The sequence below is a fragment of the Coprococcus sp. AF16-5 genome, from assembly GCF_003479365.1.
Lineage (GTDB): Bacteria > Bacillota > Clostridia > Lachnospirales > Lachnospiraceae > Coprococcus > Coprococcus aceti.
Genome location: NZ_QUGZ01000002.1, coordinates 558,948 through 577,210, shown reverse-complemented (window position 1 = coordinate 577,210; position 18,263 = coordinate 558,948). Strand labels below are relative to the sequence as shown.

The following is an 18,263-nucleotide window of genomic DNA, read 5'->3' as shown; positions in this document are numbered from 1 at the left end:
TATGTCAATCAATAATCTTAGTTCATTTACGAAGGAGCGTCTTGGTCTCTGTATTGAAAACGATACCATAGATAACAACCTCTACGAGGAATACGGCGTAAAGCGTGGACTTCGTGATCTGAATGGAATAGGAATAAATGCCGGCATCACCAACATTTCACTAAGCCGGGCGTATACAATGGAGGACGGAAAGCATACTCCTGCTGACGGTGAATTATATTACAGAGGTTACGAGATCCGCCAGTTGATAGACGGATTTACAAAGGAAGGACGATTCGGTTTCGAGGAGTGTACATATCTGTTACTGTTTGGAAAGCTTCCGGACGAGAATGAGCTTGCCAAGTTCAAACAGGTCCTCAACCTTGCATACGACCTTCCACACAACTTTATACAAGATGTCATAATGAAGAACCCTACCAAGGATATCATTTCAAATATGACCAAGAGTATCCTTGCCCTCGGATCATACGATAAGTCTGAGACGGATATATCTCTGGACAACGTTCTTCAGCAGTGTCTTATGATAATAAGTGTATTCCCAAGACTCGCTGTATATTCTTTCCAGGGATACAGACATTATGAGCTTGGCAAGAGCTGTTATATACACAAGCCGGATCCTGAGCTTTCATTTGCGGAGAATATCCTGAGCATGCTCCGTTCAGACAGAAAGTACACACAGCTTGAGGCAAAGGTTCTCGATCTTGCCCTTGTTCTCCACATGGAACACGGAGGCGGAAGCAACTCTACGTTTACAACACGTGTTGTCACATCATCTGGCTCAGATACATACGCCACAGTCGCAGCAGCACTCTGCTCACTCAAGGGACCGCTCAACGGCGGTGGAGACCTCAAGGTCATGGAGATGATGAAGAACATACACTGCAATGTCGAGGATGTTACGGACGAGGAGCAGATCCGTGAGTACATCAGGAAGATCGTTCGCGGCGAAGCATTTGACAAATCGGGCGTGGTATACGGAATGGGCCAGCCTGTATACTCTCTGTCAGATCCAAGAGCTGTCATTATCAAGGAGTATGTAGAAAAGCTCGCCGAGGAGAAGCACGAGAAGGACGAATTCAAATTATACGAGCTCATAGAGCGCATCGCACCTGAGGTCATTGCCGAGGAGCGCAAGATCTACAAGGGTGTGTGTATCAACATAGATTACTATTGCGGATTGTTATACAAGATGCTCAAGATCCCTTACGCCCTCTACACACCACTATTTGCCATTGGCCGAGTGGTTGGATGGAGTGCGCATCGTATGGAGGAGCTGATCAACAGCTACAAGATAATGCGTCCGGCTTATCCAAGTCTTGTAGAGCCTAAGGACTACGTACCTATCAAAGATAGGTAATATGCCATGAACAATTCTGATAAATTCGAATATTCTGTCGTCAGGAGCAGGCGCAAATCTATCTGTATCGAGATAGACAGAGACCTCAACATAAAGGTTCGTGCGCCCCTCAGAATGACCGACAGTCAGATCCAAAGCTTTGTGGATTCCAGACAAAACTGGATCCGCAGCCATCTGGAAATCATGCAGAAAAGAATTTCCAATATGTCAGACGAAAAAAATCCAAGCACTGCCCTGACAGATGCCGATATAAAGGCACTGTCAGAACAGGCTCGGATATATATTCCTTCACGTGTAGAACATTTTGCTCAGATAATAGGCGTGACCTACGGAAGGATCACCATCAGGCATCAGAAGACTCGCTGGGGAAGCTGCAACTCCTCCGGTAACCTGAATTTCAACTGTGCACTGATGAACACCACTCCCGAAATCATAGACTACGTGGTAGTCCACGAGCTGTGTCACAGAAAGCAGATGAACCACTCCGCACTTTTCTGGGCCGAGGTAGAAAAAGTACTCCCAAAATACAAGGAGCTCCGTTCCGCCCTCAAAAATTACAGGTGTTAAAGCCTCTACCACTCCATAACCACAGCGCCGTATGTGAGTCCTGCGCCGAATGCCGACATGGCGATCTTGTCGCCGCGCTTCAGGCCGTGCTCCCTCACGAGCTGGTCGAGAAGTACAGGTACACTCGCCGCAGACATATTTCCTGTGTAGTCGAGAGTCGTAGGGAACTTCTCAAGCGGTGCCTTAAGTCTCTTGGCAACAGATTCAATAATTCTTACATTTGCCTGGTGGAGTACGAAGTAATCCACATCGTCAACGGTCATTCCAGCCTTGTCAAGAGCCTCCTGGAGGCACTTAGGACACTGTCTCACCGCAAATTTGTACACCTCCTGTCCATCCATATACAGATAGTCATGATTGATCTCATCTTTTACAAATATATTGTTGGTCTTTCTGCTCTCGCAGTTGAGCACCATACCCTTCTTGCCGATTGAACCCTGGACAATGCTTATGATTCCCTTGTCAGACTCCTCTATATAAGCGGCACCTGCGCCATCTCCAAACAATACGCATGTACCTCTGTCATTCCAGTCAAGTATCTTTGACAGCGTCTCCGAACCTATTACAAGAGCATTCTTCACAAACCCTGTCTCTATATACATCTTTGCAACATTGAGGGCAAATACAAAGCCCGAGCATGCCGCATTCACATCAAACGCAATCGCCTTATCCGCACCTATAGCCGCCTGAACCTGACACGCCCCGCTTGGTGTGTAATAATCCGGGGTGACTGTGGCAAGCACTATAAGCTCCACATTCTCTGCGGACTTCCCTGCCATCTCAAGTGCCCTCTCAGCAGCCTCAACAGCCATGCTCGTCGTCGTCTCCTTAACAGCTATTCTTCTGTTCTTTATACCTGTTCTTGAAGATATCCACTCATCAGATGTATCAACATACTTTGCAAGCTCATCATTTGATACCTCTTTCTCCGCAAGGTAGCTTCCTGTTCCTAATATTCTGATTGCCATTATATATTTTCTCCCTTTTATCCGTTATTCTCTTTATTCTTCCTTGTCTCCAAGCAGCTCAGTCACATACTCGCCCCATTTTGTGAGTTCCTTATATCCCTTAGTAAACATGGATGGCTCCACCGTATCGTCATATCCAACTGCAATCCATCCTATATCATGCTTTTCCAGATATCTGGTAAATTTTATTCCAAATACATTTCTGGTGCCCTTCAGCTTCTCATTCTTGACCTCGACATCATCGTCTGCATATCCCCACTCTGTCACTATAAGAGGATAACTTGTCACATAGCCCGACAGGAACTTCTGCCAGAACACCTTGTCCGGATAAACATGAACAGAGAACGCAGTATTGTCATTCTTCACGCCGAGCTCGTCAAGCCATCCGAGATCATAACAGTAATCCGGACTTCCAACGATTATAAGCTGCTTTGCGCCGGCATCCCTTATAACTCCTATAAGGCTCTCCGCGCATCTCTTCCACTCTGAATCACTCATGCCAACCGGCTCATTGTATATCTCAAATATAACATTTGGAGTGTTCTTGAAATAATCCGCAATGTTCTTCCAGAATTCAGCAGAATAATCCAGCGGATTCTCGTCGAGATCCGGCATCTCATCCCCGGAACCATCTATCGGGTTACCTGTATAATCCCAATCGAGAATAACATAGTTATCGTTCTCTCCGGCCCAGGTAACTATGCGGTCAAGATATCTCCACATATAGTAATCGTCATTCTTGTACTCCACAGGGCTTATTGGCACCCTTATGGCATTACCACCCTTGGCAAATACATCCTTGTAGAAATCCTCATTAAACTTCTTCTCCTCATACAGACTGCGCGACTCTGGAACCATCACACCCTTGAGAACAACCTGTTCTCCGTCTGCATTCAGGATCCGAGTCCCCTTCGCTGTAAGCATGGTAGGATATTTGTCTGTATCACCGATAAATTCTGCACGTGTTCCCACAGGTGTCAGCAGATCCTGCTCCTTGCCCCGCAGGTACATCACGTACCATATGATTGCTGCCGCAATGATGGCGGCCACGATAACTATCAAAGTAACCTTTATCTGTTTCTTCATAAACGCTCCTCCAATTCAAGCTGTATCTTCAGCCATATACATAAAGTTTACCAAAAAAACACCATCACTTCAACATATGCATGAATAAAAGGCATCCCCCGTGAGATAAATTTCTCACTTGAGAAATGCCTTTCATCTATAGTATATCTGTGATCTACAGATTTCTGAATCTGTCGTATCTGTCCTGTGCAATCTCCTCAGGAGTCTTGTCTGAATACTTCTTGAGGAATTCCTTAATGTTCATCTTAAGGTACTTGCCTATATATGGAACTGACTGCTCATCTGCTCCGCCGTACTCAGGTACGACCTGCTCGATAACGTTCAGTCTCTTGAGATCCTGCGCTGTAATCTGCATAACTTCTGCAGCCTCCTCAGCTCTGTTGCTGTCCTTCCAGAGGATAGACGCATATCCCTCAGGCGAAAGGATTGAGTATGTCGCATTCTCAAGCATCCATACCTCATTGCCTACTGCAAGGGCAAGTGCTCCACCGCTTCCGCCTTCTCCGATAAGGATACAGAGTACAGGAACCTTGAGTGATGACATCTCATAGAGATTTCTCGCTATGGCTTCACCCATTCCTCGCTCCTCAGCCTCAAGTCCACAGAACGCACCCGGTGTATTTACAAATGTAATGATAGGTCTGCCGAACTTCTCAGCCTGCTTCATCAGACGAAGAGCCTTTCTGTAGCCATCAGGAAGAGGCATACCAAAGTTTCTCTCCATGCACTCTGCCATGGAAGCTCCCTTGACCTGTGATATAACTGTTACAGGCTGTCCATCTATATGACCGATACCACCCACAATGGCTCTGTCATCATTCATGGTTCTGTCTCCGTGGATCTCACGGAAATCATCGCATATATACTTCACATAGTCGAAACCTGAAGGTCTGCTCATCTGACGAGCACCTCTGAGCTTCTCCCACGGAGTCTTAGGCTCGTCATCCTTGAGTCTCTCCTTGAGGATCTCGCTTATGTCAAATTTCTCATCTTCAACAGCACTGTCAAAGTTAGCATAGCCCTGTCTCTGCTTATGTGTGACGATGAGATCATACATTGTGTCCTTCATCTTGTCTCTTGTGATTATGCCATCTATGATACCATGCTCAACAAGGAACTCTGATCTCTGGAAGCCCTCTGGAAGCTCCTGACCAATAGTCTGCTTGATAACTCGTGGTCCTGCAAATCCTACGAGCGCACCTGGCTCTCCAAGGATAATATCTCCAAGCATTGCAAAGCTGGCTGTAACACCACCTGTTGTAGGATCTGTAAGAATAGATACATACAGAAGTCCTGCATCAGAATGTTTCTTGAATGCAGCGGATGTCTTGGCCATCTGCATCAGAGAAATGATTCCCTCCTGCATACGTGCACCGCCTGAACAGCAGAACATGAATACCGGAAGCTTCTCCTCTGTAGCCTTCTCGACAGCTCTGGCAATCTTCTCACCCACAACATATCCCATGCTGCTCATGAGGAATCTTGCATCACATACACCAACTACAGCAGGCTCACCATTGATGGTTGCCTTTCCTATAGTAACAGCCTCCTTGAGGTTTGTCTTGGCCTGTGCAGCCGCAACCTTATCCTCATAGCCCTCTGTTCCAAGAGGATTTGAGCTTGGCATATCCTCAAACCATGGCTCAAATGACTTTGGATCTGTGACCATTCTTATTCTGTTCTTGGTCTTAACTCTGAAGTAAGAACCGCACTCATAACAAATGTACTTTGCGTTCTTCACTCTTTCCTTCTCAACTTCTCTTCCGCACTTAGGGCACTTTACAAGCTCCACCTTTGGTGCTTCCTGAATTCCCTCAGCAGCCTTTGCCTCCTCTGCAGCCTTTGCTGCAATTATCTCGGCATCCTTTGCCTTTTTTTTGATAAATAACATGATATTTACTGCTCCTTATACTTCTGTAAGACGATACATGCATTGTGTCCGCCAAATCCAAGTGAGTTGCTGATCGCAACATCAACGTCCATCTCGCATGGCTCCTTACAATAATCCAGATCAAGCTCCTCCTCGCTCTCCACAAGACCTCTTGTTCTGTGGATATAACCTTCCTCTATACTCTTGACACAGGCAATACACTCGATGGCTCCTGCTGCACCGAGAAGATGTCCTGTCATAGACTTTGTTGAATTGATCTTGATGTCCTTTGCGTGATCGCCAAATGCCTTCTTGATAGCACGTGTCTCAACAAGATCGTTCAGATGTGTGCTTGTACCATGAGCATTGATGTACTGAACCGCATCAAGTGGAAGTCCTGCATCCTTAACCGCATTGGTCATGGCAACTGCTGGTCCCTCACCTGACTCCTCAGGTGCTGTGATGTGGTGTGCATCACTTGAACATCCGTAACCTGAAAGCTCTGCGTAGATCTTTGCTCCTCTTGCCTTTGCGTGCTCAAGCTCCTCAAGAATAACAATACCTGCACCCTCGCCGAGAACGAATCCGCTTCTGTCCTTATCAAATGGAATAGAACATCTGTCTGGATCTGTTGATGATGTAAGTGCTGTAAGTGAATCAAATGTTGATATACCAATAGGTGAAACTGCTGCCTCACATCCGCCGGCTACCATGACATCAGCGTCTCCGTACTGGATAGTTCTGAATGCCTCACCGATACTGTTTGTTCCTGAAGCACATGCTGTTACAACATCTATACTCTTGCCCTTGAGACCAAACTGGATCGCAACGTTACCTGCTGCGATGTTGCTGATCATCATAGGAACTACGAATGGACTTACACGAAGTGGTCCCTTTGTAAGTATGGTTCCATATGCGTTCTCAAGCTCCTGAAGTGAACCAACACCTGAACCAATACATGTACCAACTCTGTAAGCATCTTCTTTTGTCATATCAAGTCCTGAATCTGCCATAGCCTCCTGGGTTGCCTTCACAGCAAACTGTGTGAATCTAGCCATACGTCTTGCAGACTTTGGATCAATGTAGTCCTTTGCTACAAAGTTCTTAACCTCGCCGACAAGCTTGCACTTGTATGCTGAAGCGTCAAACTGTGTAATAGGTCCGAAGCCATGCTTTCCTTCCTTAAGTGAATCCCAATACTCGTCAACTGTATTGCCGACTGGAGTTATGGCTCCTATGCCTGTTATTACTACTCTCTTCTTCATACTTATCTCCTTGCATTACTTATTCTGCTTTTTATACATATTTAACCATTCAATTATACTCCAACTGTCAAATGTTTGGAAGTAATTGTGTCCATGTTTTTCTATAAAATTTCGATAAACATTCGCATTTATACATATCTCTTACAGTTTTTCCTTTACCTTTCTGAATATAAACTTCTTGCTTATATAATAATTGAGGAATATCACCAGCACTGATGTGAACGTCTTTATGCCCATCGCCCACAGGTGAAGCCTGTCAACCAGTATATAGATCAGGCCCTCCTCCACCACCAGTGTGAACACCCTGCTCACGTAGAATGACACCAGTTCTTTTATGAACTCCCACGCAGTCTCTGCGACAGTGTGGAACACCGATTTTCTATTTGTTATGAATGACACAAAATTGTACAGTATCCATGCCAGGAAGTTGGCCCTGACAGGTTCTATCCCGCATTTGTACATAAATATCCAGGCGGAGCCAAGATTTACCGCTCCCACGACAATTCCCCACAGTATATATATGTATATCTCCCTGGGTATCTTCTTCAGCACTTTATCTACAAACATGTAACTCCCTTATAACATCCGCCTCTTCCGGAAACTCCCGCTCTATCCGCTCGCAGAGACGCCCGTTAAACTCAACCCTTTTCCCATAGTTAAACTTCAGAATATTCTTATATCCCCACAAATGTGTGAACACATCCTGTCTCTCTATATCCGCCGCCTCAGGAAAAAATGAAGCAATGATCTTTCCCTTTCTCGCAGCACACATCGCAAGCAGTCTCTGCTCCGCAAATACCATGTGGCACAGATTTTCCTCAGTCTCTCTACAATTCTCCATAAACTGTATGGAGCTGTCCACATAATAGTTCTTAAATTGCTCCTTAGCCATATATAGCATACAGGTATTTACCGGCGGAACATCCCAGCTCCACAGGGGATCAAAGCTGTACGAACTGTCCATATTGAAGAAGTCCCTGCCGGGATATACATCCGGATATATTCCTTCTCTGTGTATTGCACAAATATCCGTCCCCGCTATGTATTCCCCTATATTCTTCCACACTATAAGGTCCAGATCCACCATGACCGCCGGCATATGCGCCGCCTTAAGCGCATACAGCTTGCCCGCAGCCCAGAACACTCCCGGGGATATGCTGTCAGGAACCTGTATCTCTTTTATGCCGCCATTCCATATATGCGACAATCCCTGTCCCTCAACATAATCAATGGCCCTTGCATCACCGTAAAGTGTGATAGGGCCATTCATTTTTCTCCACATAAGAGCAGACAGGATCATGGTCAAAAGCTCATAATCCTGCATGCTGTAAGTGTCATCTTTACTTTTCTCCAAATAAGGAGCAGTCCACAATATGTGGAATCCCTCTATATCCTTCATATATCCTCCAAGATCCGGTCATGTACTAGATCAGATCCAGTCCATATCCAAACTTAGCATTGCCACCAATCCGGCTGGTCGGTCTTCTGCTTCTGTTGATAAGCTGCCACTCCTGAGGGAACTCAACCATCAGCTCCTGGCTTGTTCTGATTGAATCCATACTGTCCTGTGGCTGCTGTGTGTCACTTTCAAGCACCATCGGCATATTTTTTATCCGCTGACTTCCAAATATTCTATATTGGCTGCCTGACAATATTCTCTGGCTACCCAACAACATACGCTGGCTGCCAAACACTCTGTACTGACTTCCCGCCAGGTATCTGAAGCCTCCCTGACTTCCAAACAGCAGTCTCATCTGACTGCCATTCCACCGGAACCTCTGACTTCCTGTCATTCCACTCTGACTTCCCATCAAAAGCTTCTGGCTTCCAGTATCCACAGTCTGTTTCGCAGCTTCGCATCCAAGCTCTTCGTATCTGTCCTCAAAAGGGATCAGAACTCCACCGCCGAATTCCACACTGAAAGGTCTGCCGTCCATCATGACATATGTCCTGTAAGGATACAGTCTGCCATTCTGCGCTATCAACTTCATATATACCGGGAGTCCCTTGTCGAGCCTGTGGAATCTGTACGCCTGCGGTGTGGTTGCTTTGACGAAATATCCTCCCGCCGGCAGTGAATATCCAAGCACTGCATCAAGCTCACCATCCCATTCAATATATACTCCGAATTCTCCAGTCTGGGCATCATAATTTCTGAGGTCAAAATATGCCTTTCCCGTGACAAAAGGAAGCATCCTGGCTATTCTATTGTCAAATAGTGCCACACTCTCGCCGGCACCTCTATTTAAAGACGAATATATGAAACCCACACACAATCTCCATTCCCAAACTAGCCAAAATCTATATCCGACTATTTGCCTTATACTATGTATGGTACTCTATTTCTCCATATAATTCAATTTAATTTGAGGGATTTAACAGTCTTATTTTCCACTAATTTCCTAATTAAAATTACTTGCCAAATGTAAGGACATAATATCTCTTATATCCCTGTTTATCATTTTTGAGAGCCACAAATACTGCAACGCCCATGGTCTTGTATGTAGTATTCAGCATATTGCTGTCATGTGCGGTCGACTTGGACCATGCTCTGAACACGAGATCTCCACCACTGAAACCACATGCAAGATTCTCTCCGTACAACTCGTACATGGAGTTGAGACACAGTGTTCCATTTGGTCTGTAATGGCTGTACTTGTTGCTTATCTCCTTTGCTCTTGTGGTAGCGGTCTCTGTCAGAGATGTTGACACCTTAAGGCTTGAAAGTCCATTTTCTGCACGATGCTGGTTGACCATCTTACTCAGTCTGTTTGCCGCGCCTATATCATAATATCCATATACTCTTGTCTTTCTGCCCTTACCAAGATCGATAGTGTAATATCTCTTGACCGAGAGATCGTACTCTCTCTTATATACCACGCCTCTTCTGTTGACATATGCTATGTAGCCATCGGCTGTCTTATACTTTCCAGCCTTTACAACTCGCTTTGCAGCGCTGTTGAAATAGTAATTGGCATTTCCGATCTTCATTATGAGCTTCTTTGCAGGCTTCCACTTTCTGCCTGTAAACTTGTATGCCTTCTTGGTGCTGTTGTTATAGCTCATTGTGGCTACGCCTTTAGAGCCGAAATAATATCTGCTGCGGTAGACAGTCTTCCACATATTTTTCTTCTGCACCCATGTGTTCTTCGAGTAATCAAAGTCGTATACCTTCTTTGTACCCTTCTGATCTGTATATCTTGAGGTAACATATCCGCCGTCACATACGTAGTAAGCGGTACTTCCATTTACCTTCTTCCATCCTGATGATGTACGTCTGTTTCCATTTGCATCATAGAAGTAGTATCTGCTTCCGTTGAGCTTGTCGATCACATTTGAGACTCTCTTGTATGACTTGCTGCTTGATATGTATCTGTACAATATATTCGATGCCTGATCATACAGAATGGTACATGTGCCTGATCCATCAAAATACATCAGCTTTCTGCCTGTATTCTTCCACAGGTTCTTGTTCATATCCCAGCTCTTCTTTGAATCGTTAAATGAATACTTTCTGAAAATGCCTGATGCCTTGTAGATCCTCTCCTTTACATAGTGGGATCCACCGCCTGTTACAAATACCATATTGTCATAATTTATATGATACCAACCGCCCTTTGTGACCTTGTCACCATTTGAATTGAAATAATATGTTCTGCTATCGTTGAGAATAAGCATCTGGTTCTTCACCTGGACAAGCTTGCCGCTGCTCAGTGACTTTGCCTTCTTGCTGCTATTATCGTATATCTTTTCACACAGTCCGGAATTGTTCAGATAATAGAGAACGTTATCCACTGTCTGCCACTCGTTCTTGCAGATCGTCCAGTCCTTTGAATCAGCGCTGAATCTGTATATCTTGATGGTATCGCCAGAACGTGTAAACTTCATAGCTGCCACGCCATTTTCATCTATAAGATATCTGGTGCCATCATCGGCATCTATCCAGCCTGCAGTTTTCTGCACTTCACCATTAACATAATATCTGAAGTAACCATCCTCATCCTGTATCACTCCACTCTGAACTGCATCTGATGCTATGGCCAGAACTGCCGTGCCGTCAGCTCCCATCTCATCTGCCTGTGTCACCACATTTGTAGAAAAAATCACAATAGCCAATACAGCAATCGCCATAAGACTGCCTATAGCTTTTGCCGCCATCAGGCTCTTTTCTCTCTTTGCAATATTAGTCTTCATTATAGACATCTTTACTGTCCTCCTTTTTATTAAGCATCAGTTTCCGCAGGAAATCTGACGTTTGTGTGCATTCTGCTACGCTCGTAGTATACACGTGTTACATATTTTTTACAAGTATAACTTTTTTACAAGTTTTTTGTTACAAATGTGTTAAGCTGCCCCATCTTGGATTATTTGTCTACATATGGTAAAATAAATCCGCAAAATTCAAAAACAGACAACGAAAAATGTCTGCCAACGGCAGTACAGAGAAAGGATACATATATTATGGGAGCTATTGTTACATTAAAAAAGGGAGAGGGACGACTTCTGAAGTCCGGCGGAGCATGGATATTTGACAATGAGGTCGACACCATAGTCGGCAGCTTTGAGAACGGCGACATCGTCATAGTAAAGGACTTCGACGGTTATCCACTCGGCAAAGGATTCATAAATACCAACTCCAAGATCCTCATCCGCATGCTCACAAGACATGTGGACACCGAGATCGACGAGGCATTCTTCACAAAGAGACTTCAGGATGCATGGGATTACCGCAAGAAAACCGTCGACACCAGTAGCTGCCGTGTCGTATTTGGCGAGGCTGATTTTCTGCCGGGAATCGTCATTGACAAGTTTGAAAACGTGCTTGTTGTCGAATCACTGGCACTCGGCATCGACAAAGTTAAAAATTTGTTAATAAATATTTTAAAAAATATACTTAAAAATGATGGTATAATAATCGAGGGTGTTTATGAACGAAGCGATGCAAAAGTCAGAAAACACGAGGGGATGGATACCTATAAAGGGTTTATTGGTGACGAATTTAACACAAAGGTTCATATAAATGAAAATGGCGTTCGATATATTGTTGATGTGAAAGACGGTCAGAAGACCGGATTCTTTCTGGATCAGAAGTATAATCGTCTTGCTATTCAGAGAATATGTAAAGATGCAAAGGTTCTTGATTGCTTTACACACACAGGCTCCTTTGCTCTCAACGCAGGCATAGCCGGTGCTTCCAGCGTTTTGGGAGTAGACGCTTCAGAACTTGCTATTGCCCAGGCCAGAGAGAATGCAGCGCTCAACGGATTGGAGAGCACTGTCTCTTTTGAGTGCAGAGATGTATTTGATCTTCTTCCTGAACTGGAATCAAAAGGCGAACAGTTTGACGTTGTCATACTTGACCCGCCGGCATTCACAAAATCAAGAAATTCAATAAAGAACGCAGTCAAAGGCTATCGCGAGATTAATCTGCGTGCTATGAAACTCGTAAGGGATGGTGGATTCCTTGCGACTTGTTCATGTTCACATTTTATGGATTTCGAGTTATTTACCAAGACCATAAAACAGGCCGCCATGAATTCACATGTAAGACTTCGCCAGGTAGAGTTCCGCACACAGGCTCCTGATCACCCAATATTATGGGCTGCAGATGAATCTTATTATCTGAAGTTCTACATATTCCAAGTAATAAAGGAGAGATGACACAATGCAACTAATTCAGAGAAATAAGGATTCAGCATATTTGCAATACGACAAGTATGTAAATTATGACAATCCTATCGTTGCTGCAAAGGCAAAGGAACTTGCTGCAGATTGCAAGAGCAGTGATGAGATCATACAGGCATGTTACTATTTTGTCCGGGATAGGATTTCTCACACATATGACAGCAACTTTTCAGTAATAACTATCAGCGCTTCCGATGTACTGGAAGCCAGCACGGGCATCAGCTATTCAAAGGCCAATTTGCTGGCAGCACTGCTTCGTGCCAACAACTTATATACAGGATTCTGCTATATCCGTATCAAGCACAAGGGCGGACTTATGGCTATGCATGCACTTAATGCGGTATATCATCCGGATCTCAAGAAGTGGATACGTCTTGATGCCCGTGGCAATAAATACGGCGGTTTCAACGCCGATTACACACATAATGAGACTCAGATGGGACATGTGATTGATTCAGCAGCCGGAGAGTATGAGTTCAACGACCTCATCGCCGTACCGCTTCCATCAACCATGAGGGTTCTCGAACAGAGTACCAACTTCTACAAGATGTACTTTAACGATATGCCAGATTATGACGCTTAAAAAATATTACCAGCGGATGACCGCTGGTAATATTTTTCTATACTATATGAATAAGAGGGGAACCGATCCATGTCAAAGACAAAATCCAAAACCATATTAAGAATATCCTTTAACTCACCTGTGGTACTTACATTTGCACTCATTTGTCTGGGAGCTTACCTCCTGAATATCCTCACAGGCGGCAAAAGTAACTTTCTTCTATTTGAAGTATACAGAGCCCCTCTCACCGATCCTTTAACCTACATCCGCATGTTTGCCCATGTGTTTGGTCACGCAAGCTGGAGTCACCTTATCAACAACATGACGCTGCTGCTTGTGATCGGCCCACTACTTGAGGAAAAATACGGCTCAAAGGATCTGCTCATCGTAACCATCACCACCGCACTGGTGACAGGAATCGTGCATTTTATATTCTTCCCTGGTACAGCATTGCTCGGCGCCAGCGGAGTGGTATTCGCATACATTCTTCTGTCTTCTTTTGCATGTATAAAGGACGGCTCCATACCGCTCACCTTCATACTTGTTGCAGTGCTTTATATCGGCGGACAGGTGGCTGACGGAGTGTTTGTGAAGGACAATGTGTCGAATCTCACCCACATTATCGGGGGGATTATCGGAGCGTTCTTCGGGTATATCTCAAATGTCAGGAGATGATATGACGAACGGACGGATGACATACTCTCCAGGGACAGAAATTGGGTCTCTATATATGTAATCACGCTCGACTTACCTCACTTTGCTTTGCTTATATCTGCACGCGGCTCCCGCTCGCTATAAGGGCGTTGCGAGCTCCGCCTTAGCAATAAGCAGCAAAGTTCAGGCGTCTTCGCTACCGATTACATATATAGAGACCCAATTTTTATATCCCTGGAGAGTATGTCATTCTGATCTTGTTGGATATATACTTTTCAGATCATTCTCCTGACATATTTCGCTGAAAAATATATTTTATACACCACACTATATTATAGATATCGACTCTTACCTGTTTTTCTTTTATTCAGTTCCCCAGAGTGTCATCCCACAAAAATAATCATAGATATTTAATAAAAAATATATATCAACACAGACATCTATAAACTATAAGCTACCTTTCTATCTACAGATTCAGGATTTCCTCTGGGCTTTCTACTATGTTGTCGGCACCGACTGCTTCGAATTCTTCTCTGCTGCCGTAGCCGTAGAGGACTCCTATGGTCTGGAGGCCGCAGGCTTTGCCACCTTCTATGTCGTAGCGTCTGTCGCCTATCATCACAACCTGGTTTGATTTTATCATATCTTCTGTCAGTCCGTGATCTTTCTTGAGGCTTTCAAGGACCTGGGATATGATGTGCTTCTTGTCTGATCCTGTTCCGTCGGGATTACTTCCAACTACAACGTCAAAATATTTTCCCACACCGAACTTCTCAAGGATACGGAGTGTCGGCTCTGTCGGCTTGCTGGTTGCAACTGAGAGTATGCAGCCCTTCTCCTTAAGGGCACGCAGGGTGTCTGCCACTCCGTCGTACACCTCAGCCTCGAAGAGACCTACCACGTTGTATCTCTCTCTGTACTTGGCCACCATCTCCTTTGCTCTTGCATCATCCATGTCGAATTCTCTCACAAAAGAATCATACAGGGACGGCCCTATAAAGCTTCTGAATACTCTGTATTCAGGATATGGAATCCCAGCCCAGTCCAGAGCGTATTTTATACAGTTGAATATTCCTTCCTCAGACTTGGTGATGGTTCCATCAAGATCAAATAATAAATATTTGTACATATACCGTCTTCCTCCTTGCGAAAATAATGGGTCAGGCACACCAAAAAAGCGCTTACCGAAATGCCCCGCAAATTCTATGAATCTGTGGGGCATTTGTAGTATTTATATATTGAAACTACCCATGAATATTACATGATATCAACATCTGCTGAGTAATCCACACCGTCGATCTTGAAACCGAACATGTTGTAGAAATCCTCCCAATATCCATCGATGTCTGCTATATCCTTGACATTGTCATTGTTGACTGTATCCCAGTGCTCAGCAACAACTTCCTGAACATCATCTCTCATCTCCCAGTCGTCCATACGGATGAATCCGTTGTCGTCCACCTGGGTGTCATCCAGGATCTTATCCATGAACAGTCTCTGCATCTGCTCTATGCATCCCTCGTGGAGTCCCTTCTCTTTCATAACTTTGTAGAGAAGTGTGATATACAGAGGTACGATAGGGATAGCTGCACTTGACTGTGTGACAAGAGCCTTGTTGATGGCTATCTTCGCCTTTATGTTAGGGAACTTTTCATTTATAATGTCTGCTGACTTGTACAGATCCTTCTTTGCCTGTCCGATCGATCCCTCAGCGTAGATAGGGAATGTGATCTTTGGTCCTATGTATGAGTATGCAACTGTGATCACGTTATCTGCCAGAACTCTGGCATCTGAGAGTGCCTGCATCCAGTCGATCCAGTCCTCACCGCCCATTACCTTGATGGTGGCATTGATCTCGTCATCATTTGCCGCTGTTATATGTGCATCTGTGATGGTGTTGTCCTTGAGTACAAGTGTCTTGTTGGTGTACTCCTCACCTACTGTCTTGAGTACAGATGTGTACTTTGTTCCATCCGGAGTTGTTCTTCTAGGCGCTGCCAGACTGTATACGATCATATCAATCTTGCCCATGTCTGCCTTGATGGTCTCGATAACCTGCTCCTTAATCTCGACTGAGAACGCGTCGCCATTGATGGACTTTGCATAGAGTCCGGCCTTGTGAGCCTCCTCCTCAAATGCTCTGTTGTTGTAGAAGCCAGCGGTTGCTGTACGGCGTCCATTTGACTCCTTCTCAAACATAACGCCGAGGGTATCTGCGCCATAGCCAAATGCAACTGCGATACGTGATGCAAGTCCGTATCCTGTTGACGCTCCGATCACCAGAACCTTCTTAGGTGCGTTATCGCTCTTAACTGCTCCCTTTGACTTGACATACTCGATCTGATTCTTTACATTCTGTGCGCATCCCACCGGGTGAGCTGTTGTACAAATAAAATCTTTAACTCTTGGTTCAACTACCATTTTCAATTCTCCTTATAAAACATAATATATTTAGTGCTCTTTGTTGGCAAACTTCGTGTATTCCTGCAGCCATACCAGATCCACAGATCCGGTGGCACCTTTTCTCTGTTTAGCTATGATTATCTCCGAGATACCCTTCTTGTCGGTATCAGGATTGTAATAATCATCTCTGTATATGAACATAACCACATCGGCATCCTGCTCGATAGATCCCGACTCTCGGAGATCCGCAAGCACAGGCTTGTGATCCGGTCTCTTATCAACCTCTCGGTTAAGCTGTGACAGCGCTATGATAGGCACATCCAGCTCCCTGGCAAGCATCTTCAACGATCTTGACATATCAGATACGAACTGCTGTCGCGACTCAACTCGTCCCGTCGTGCTCATAAGCTGCAGGTAGTCGATGATGATGAGTCCAAGATTGTTCTTGCTCTTGAGCTGTCTGCATTTTGATCTCAGTTCGGATATGGTGAGTGCTGAACTATCCTCTATGTACAGCGGTGCGGCAGCTATACTCTCCGCACTGGCAAGCACCTGATCCCAGTCGTCCTCAGCCAACTGTCCCGTCTGTACCTTCTGGGAATCAACCAGGGAATCCATGGCTATCATACGCGTTACAAGCTGCTCCTTGCTCATCTCCAGGTTGAATATCGCAGTGGCAATTCCCTTGCGCACGGCAACATGGTGGGCAATATTAAGAACAAATGCCGTCTTACCCATGGCAGGTCTAGCAGCCACCAGTATAAACTCCGATCCATGGAGACCGGTGAGCATATTGTCCAGATCTATGAATCCCGTAGGGATACCTGTTACTCTTGTGTTCTTTCTGGAAGCCTCCTCTATCTGCTCGATAACGTTCATGACGATCCTGTCGATCCCCACAAATTTGCTGGAGCCGTTCCTCTCCTTTATCAGATTGAACACACCGCTCTCGGCCTGTTCAAGAAGCTGTTCAACTCCCTCAGAATCCAGATAACAGTCCTTCTCCACTTCCTCGCACAGCTTTATCATCTTCCTGAGTATGGATTTGTCCGCCACGATCTCTGCGTAATGCTTGGCATTCACCGATGTCGGAACCGTCTCCAATATCTCCGCTATGGATTTGGTGCTTATGACCTCATCAGGTACATTGTTCTCCTCAAGCTTGTTCTTCAGGGTTACCAGATCGACCGCCTTACCCTCCTTGAACAGTTCTACCATATTCTCGAACAATATTCCGTACTGACCATAGTAGAAATCCTCCTTGGTCAGCATATCGGACGCCTCTACTATGGCGTCTCTGTCCATGAGCATGGAACCTATAACAGACTTCTCGGCATCCAGATTGTAGGGAAGCTTTTTTCTTGCAAATGCATCTTCCATATTTTATCTATACTCCTTATGCTTCCTCGACCTTTACAGCAAGCTCTGCCTGAACCTCAGGGTGAAGCTTGACCTTCACTGAAAAGCTTCCTAACGCCTTGATGGAGTCCTTCATAACGATCTTCTTCTTGTCTATATCCTTACCGAGCTGGCTCTTGATGGCATCTGAGATCTCCTTTGTGGATACTGAGCCAAATGTTCTTCCGCCCTCTCCAACCTTAATCTTAACAGTTACTGAAGCCTTCTCAAGCTCTGCCGCAAGTGCCTTGGCATCAGCAAGATTCTCTGCTGCCACCTTCTCCTCATGAGCCTTGCGGAGCTTGAAATCATTCATATTCTTTGGAGTTGCCTCCATGCCGAGCTTCTTAGGAATGATGAAATTTCTTGCGTAGCCCTCATTTACCTCTACCATTGCGCCTTTCTTTCCAAGGCTTTTAACATCCTGTAATAATATGACCTTCATATC

General features: G+C 44.9%; 17 protein-coding genes. 5 read left to right on the top strand and 12 right to left on the bottom strand.

Going from position 1 to position 18,263, the window contains the following annotated elements; genetic code table 11:
• Nucleotide 1 precedes the first annotated feature (1 nt).
• Nucleotides 2-1,357, top strand: a complete 1,356-nt coding sequence (locus tag DWW70_RS07440; RefSeq protein WP_015534527.1) for a citrate synthase — start codon at nucleotides 2-4, stop codon at nucleotides 1,355-1,357.
• A gap of 6 nt (nucleotides 1,358-1,363) precedes the next feature.
• Nucleotides 1,364-1,924 (top strand): M48 family metallopeptidase, encoded by a 561-nt coding sequence (locus DWW70_RS07435; RefSeq protein ID WP_118649564.1) that lies wholly within the window; start codon nucleotides 1,364-1,366, stop codon nucleotides 1,922-1,924.
• 5 nt (nucleotides 1,925-1,929) lie between these two features.
• Here DWW70_RS07435 and DWW70_RS07430 read toward each other — a convergent pair whose 3' ends face one another.
• From DWW70_RS07430 to DWW70_RS07395, 8 genes are all read right to left on the bottom strand, one after another.
• Nucleotides 1,930-2,892 carry a beta-ketoacyl-ACP synthase III gene (locus DWW70_RS07430; RefSeq protein WP_118649563.1) on the bottom strand — a complete coding sequence of 321 codons (963 nt, stop codon included), beginning with the start codon at nucleotides 2,890-2,892 and terminating at the stop codon, nucleotides 1,930-1,932.
• 33 nt (nucleotides 2,893-2,925) lie between these two features.
• Nucleotides 2,926-3,978, bottom strand: coding sequence for a glycoside hydrolase family 5 protein (locus tag DWW70_RS07425; protein WP_118649562.1), 1,053 nt, complete (start codon nucleotides 3,976-3,978; stop codon nucleotides 2,926-2,928).
• A gap of 154 nt (nucleotides 3,979-4,132) precedes the next feature.
• Nucleotides 4,133-5,869 (bottom strand): acetyl-CoA carboxylase carboxyl transferase subunit, encoded by a 1,737-nt coding sequence (locus tag DWW70_RS07420; protein WP_015534523.1) that lies wholly within the window; start codon nucleotides 5,867-5,869, stop codon nucleotides 4,133-4,135.
• A 5-nt stretch (nucleotides 5,870-5,874) separates the two neighbouring features.
• The gene (gene fabF / locus DWW70_RS07415; RefSeq protein ID WP_117550046.1) at nucleotides 5,875-7,113 is read right to left on the bottom strand and encodes a beta-ketoacyl-ACP synthase II; all 1,239 of its coding nucleotides are present in this window, start codon (nucleotides 7,111-7,113) and stop codon (nucleotides 5,875-5,877) included.
• Nucleotides 7,114-7,254: 141 nt separating this feature from the next.
• Nucleotides 7,255-7,680, bottom strand: a complete 426-nt coding sequence (locus DWW70_RS07410; RefSeq protein WP_118016995.1) for a GtrA family protein — start codon at nucleotides 7,678-7,680, stop codon at nucleotides 7,255-7,257.
• Nucleotides 7,667-8,512 (bottom strand): DUF6734 family protein, encoded by an 846-nt coding sequence (locus DWW70_RS07405; RefSeq protein WP_118649561.1) that lies wholly within the window; start codon nucleotides 8,510-8,512, stop codon nucleotides 7,667-7,669. Before DWW70_RS07405 ends, DWW70_RS07410 begins: the two co-directional genes overlap by 14 nt.
• Nucleotides 8,513-8,537: 25 nt before the next feature.
• On the bottom strand, nucleotides 8,538-9,383 hold the full coding sequence (locus tag DWW70_RS07400) for a hypothetical protein (protein WP_118649560.1): 846 nt from the start codon (nucleotides 9,381-9,383) through the stop codon (nucleotides 8,538-8,540).
• Between the two features lie 142 nt (nucleotides 9,384-9,525).
• A complete protein-coding gene (locus tag DWW70_RS07395) occupies nucleotides 9,526-11,316 on the bottom strand; it encodes a CAP domain-containing protein (RefSeq protein WP_118649559.1) in 1,791 nt (596 codons plus the stop codon).
• 258 nt (nucleotides 11,317-11,574) lie between these two features.
• On the opposite strand from DWW70_RS07395, the gene DWW70_RS07390 reads away from it, so the two are divergent.
• The 3 genes from DWW70_RS07390 to DWW70_RS07380 all read left to right on the top strand — a co-directional run bounded on the left by DWW70_RS07390 (nucleotide 11,575) and on the right by DWW70_RS07380 (nucleotide 14,035).
• A complete protein-coding gene (locus DWW70_RS07390; RefSeq protein ID WP_015534518.1) occupies nucleotides 11,575-12,774 on the top strand; it encodes a class I SAM-dependent rRNA methyltransferase in 1,200 nt (399 codons plus the stop codon).
• Nucleotides 12,775-12,778: 4 nt separating this feature from the next.
• Nucleotides 12,779-13,381 carry a transglutaminase-like domain-containing protein gene (locus DWW70_RS07385; protein WP_015534517.1) on the top strand — a complete coding sequence of 201 codons (603 nt, stop codon included), beginning with the start codon at nucleotides 12,779-12,781 and terminating at the stop codon, nucleotides 13,379-13,381.
• A 69-nt stretch (nucleotides 13,382-13,450) separates the two neighbouring features.
• A complete protein-coding gene (locus DWW70_RS07380) occupies nucleotides 13,451-14,035 on the top strand; it encodes a rhomboid family intramembrane serine protease (RefSeq protein ID WP_015534516.1) in 585 nt (194 codons plus the stop codon).
• Nucleotides 14,036-14,480: 445 nt separating this feature from the next.
• Here the strand turns inward: DWW70_RS07380 and DWW70_RS07375 are convergent, their stop codons facing one another.
• From DWW70_RS07375 to rplI, 4 genes are all read right to left on the bottom strand, one after another.
• Entirely contained in the window at nucleotides 14,481-15,143 is a 663-nt protein-coding gene (locus tag DWW70_RS07375; RefSeq protein ID WP_118649558.1) for an HAD hydrolase-like protein, read from the bottom strand.
• Between the two features lie 128 nt (nucleotides 15,144-15,271).
• Nucleotides 15,272-16,435: an enoyl-ACP reductase FabV gene (gene fabV, locus DWW70_RS07370; protein WP_118649557.1), complete on the bottom strand. Its 1,164-nt coding sequence runs from the start codon at nucleotides 16,433-16,435 to the stop codon at nucleotides 15,272-15,274.
• Nucleotides 16,436-16,465: 30 nt separating this feature from the next.
• Nucleotides 16,466-17,797, bottom strand: coding sequence for a replicative DNA helicase (gene dnaB / locus DWW70_RS07365; protein WP_015534513.1), 1,332 nt, complete (start codon nucleotides 17,795-17,797; stop codon nucleotides 16,466-16,468).
• Nucleotides 17,798-17,813: 16 nt separating this feature from the next.
• Nucleotides 17,814-18,260 carry a 50S ribosomal protein L9 gene (gene rplI / locus DWW70_RS07360; protein WP_015534512.1) on the bottom strand — a complete coding sequence of 149 codons (447 nt, stop codon included), beginning with the start codon at nucleotides 18,258-18,260 and terminating at the stop codon, nucleotides 17,814-17,816.
• Between the last annotated feature and the right edge of the window lie 3 nt (nucleotides 18,261-18,263).

Excerpts from the sequence above, each read along its gene's own strand:
- DWW70_RS07435 (WP_118649564.1), top strand. The coding sequence starts at position 1,364 with ATGAACAATTCTGATAAATTCGAATATTCTGTCGTCAGGAGCAGGCGC.
- DWW70_RS07375 (WP_118649558.1), bottom strand. The coding sequence starts at position 15,143 with ATGTACAAATATTTATTATTTGATCTTGATGGAACCATCACCAAGTCT.
- fabF (WP_117550046.1), bottom strand. The coding sequence starts at position 7,113 with ATGAAGAAGAGAGTAGTAATAACAGGCATAGGAGCCATAACTCCAGTC.
- DWW70_RS07420 (WP_015534523.1), bottom strand. The coding sequence starts at position 5,869 with ATGTTATTTATCAAAAAAAAGGCAAAGGATGCCGAGATAATTGCAGCA.
- rplI (WP_015534512.1), bottom strand. The coding sequence starts at position 18,260 with ATGAAGGTCATATTATTACAGGATGTTAAAAGCCTTGGAAAGAAAGGC.
- DWW70_RS07395 (WP_118649559.1), bottom strand. The coding sequence starts at position 11,316 with ATGTCTATAATGAAGACTAATATTGCAAAGAGAGAAAAGAGCCTGATG.
- DWW70_RS07425 (WP_118649562.1), bottom strand. The coding sequence starts at position 3,978 with ATGAAGAAACAGATAAAGGTTACTTTGATAGTTATCGTGGCCGCCATC.
- fabV (WP_118649557.1), bottom strand. The coding sequence starts at position 16,435 with ATGGTAGTTGAACCAAGAGTTAAAGATTTTATTTGTACAACAGCTCAC.
- DWW70_RS07380 (WP_015534516.1), top strand. The coding sequence starts at position 13,451 with ATGTCAAAGACAAAATCCAAAACCATATTAAGAATATCCTTTAACTCA.
- DWW70_RS07405 (WP_118649561.1), bottom strand. The coding sequence starts at position 8,512 with ATGAAGGATATAGAGGGATTCCACATATTGTGGACTGCTCCTTATTTG.
- DWW70_RS07390 (WP_015534518.1), top strand. The coding sequence starts at position 11,575 with ATGGGAGCTATTGTTACATTAAAAAAGGGAGAGGGACGACTTCTGAAG.
- DWW70_RS07430 (WP_118649563.1), bottom strand. The coding sequence starts at position 2,892 with ATGGCAATCAGAATATTAGGAACAGGAAGCTACCTTGCGGAGAAAGAG.
- DWW70_RS07410 (WP_118016995.1), bottom strand. The coding sequence starts at position 7,680 with ATGTTTGTAGATAAAGTGCTGAAGAAGATACCCAGGGAGATATACATA.
- dnaB (WP_015534513.1), bottom strand. The coding sequence starts at position 17,797 with ATGGAAGATGCATTTGCAAGAAAAAAGCTTCCCTACAATCTGGATGCC.
- DWW70_RS07385 (WP_015534517.1), top strand. The coding sequence starts at position 12,779 with ATGCAACTAATTCAGAGAAATAAGGATTCAGCATATTTGCAATACGAC.
- DWW70_RS07440 (WP_015534527.1), top strand. The coding sequence starts at position 2 with ATGTCAATCAATAATCTTAGTTCATTTACGAAGGAGCGTCTTGGTCTC.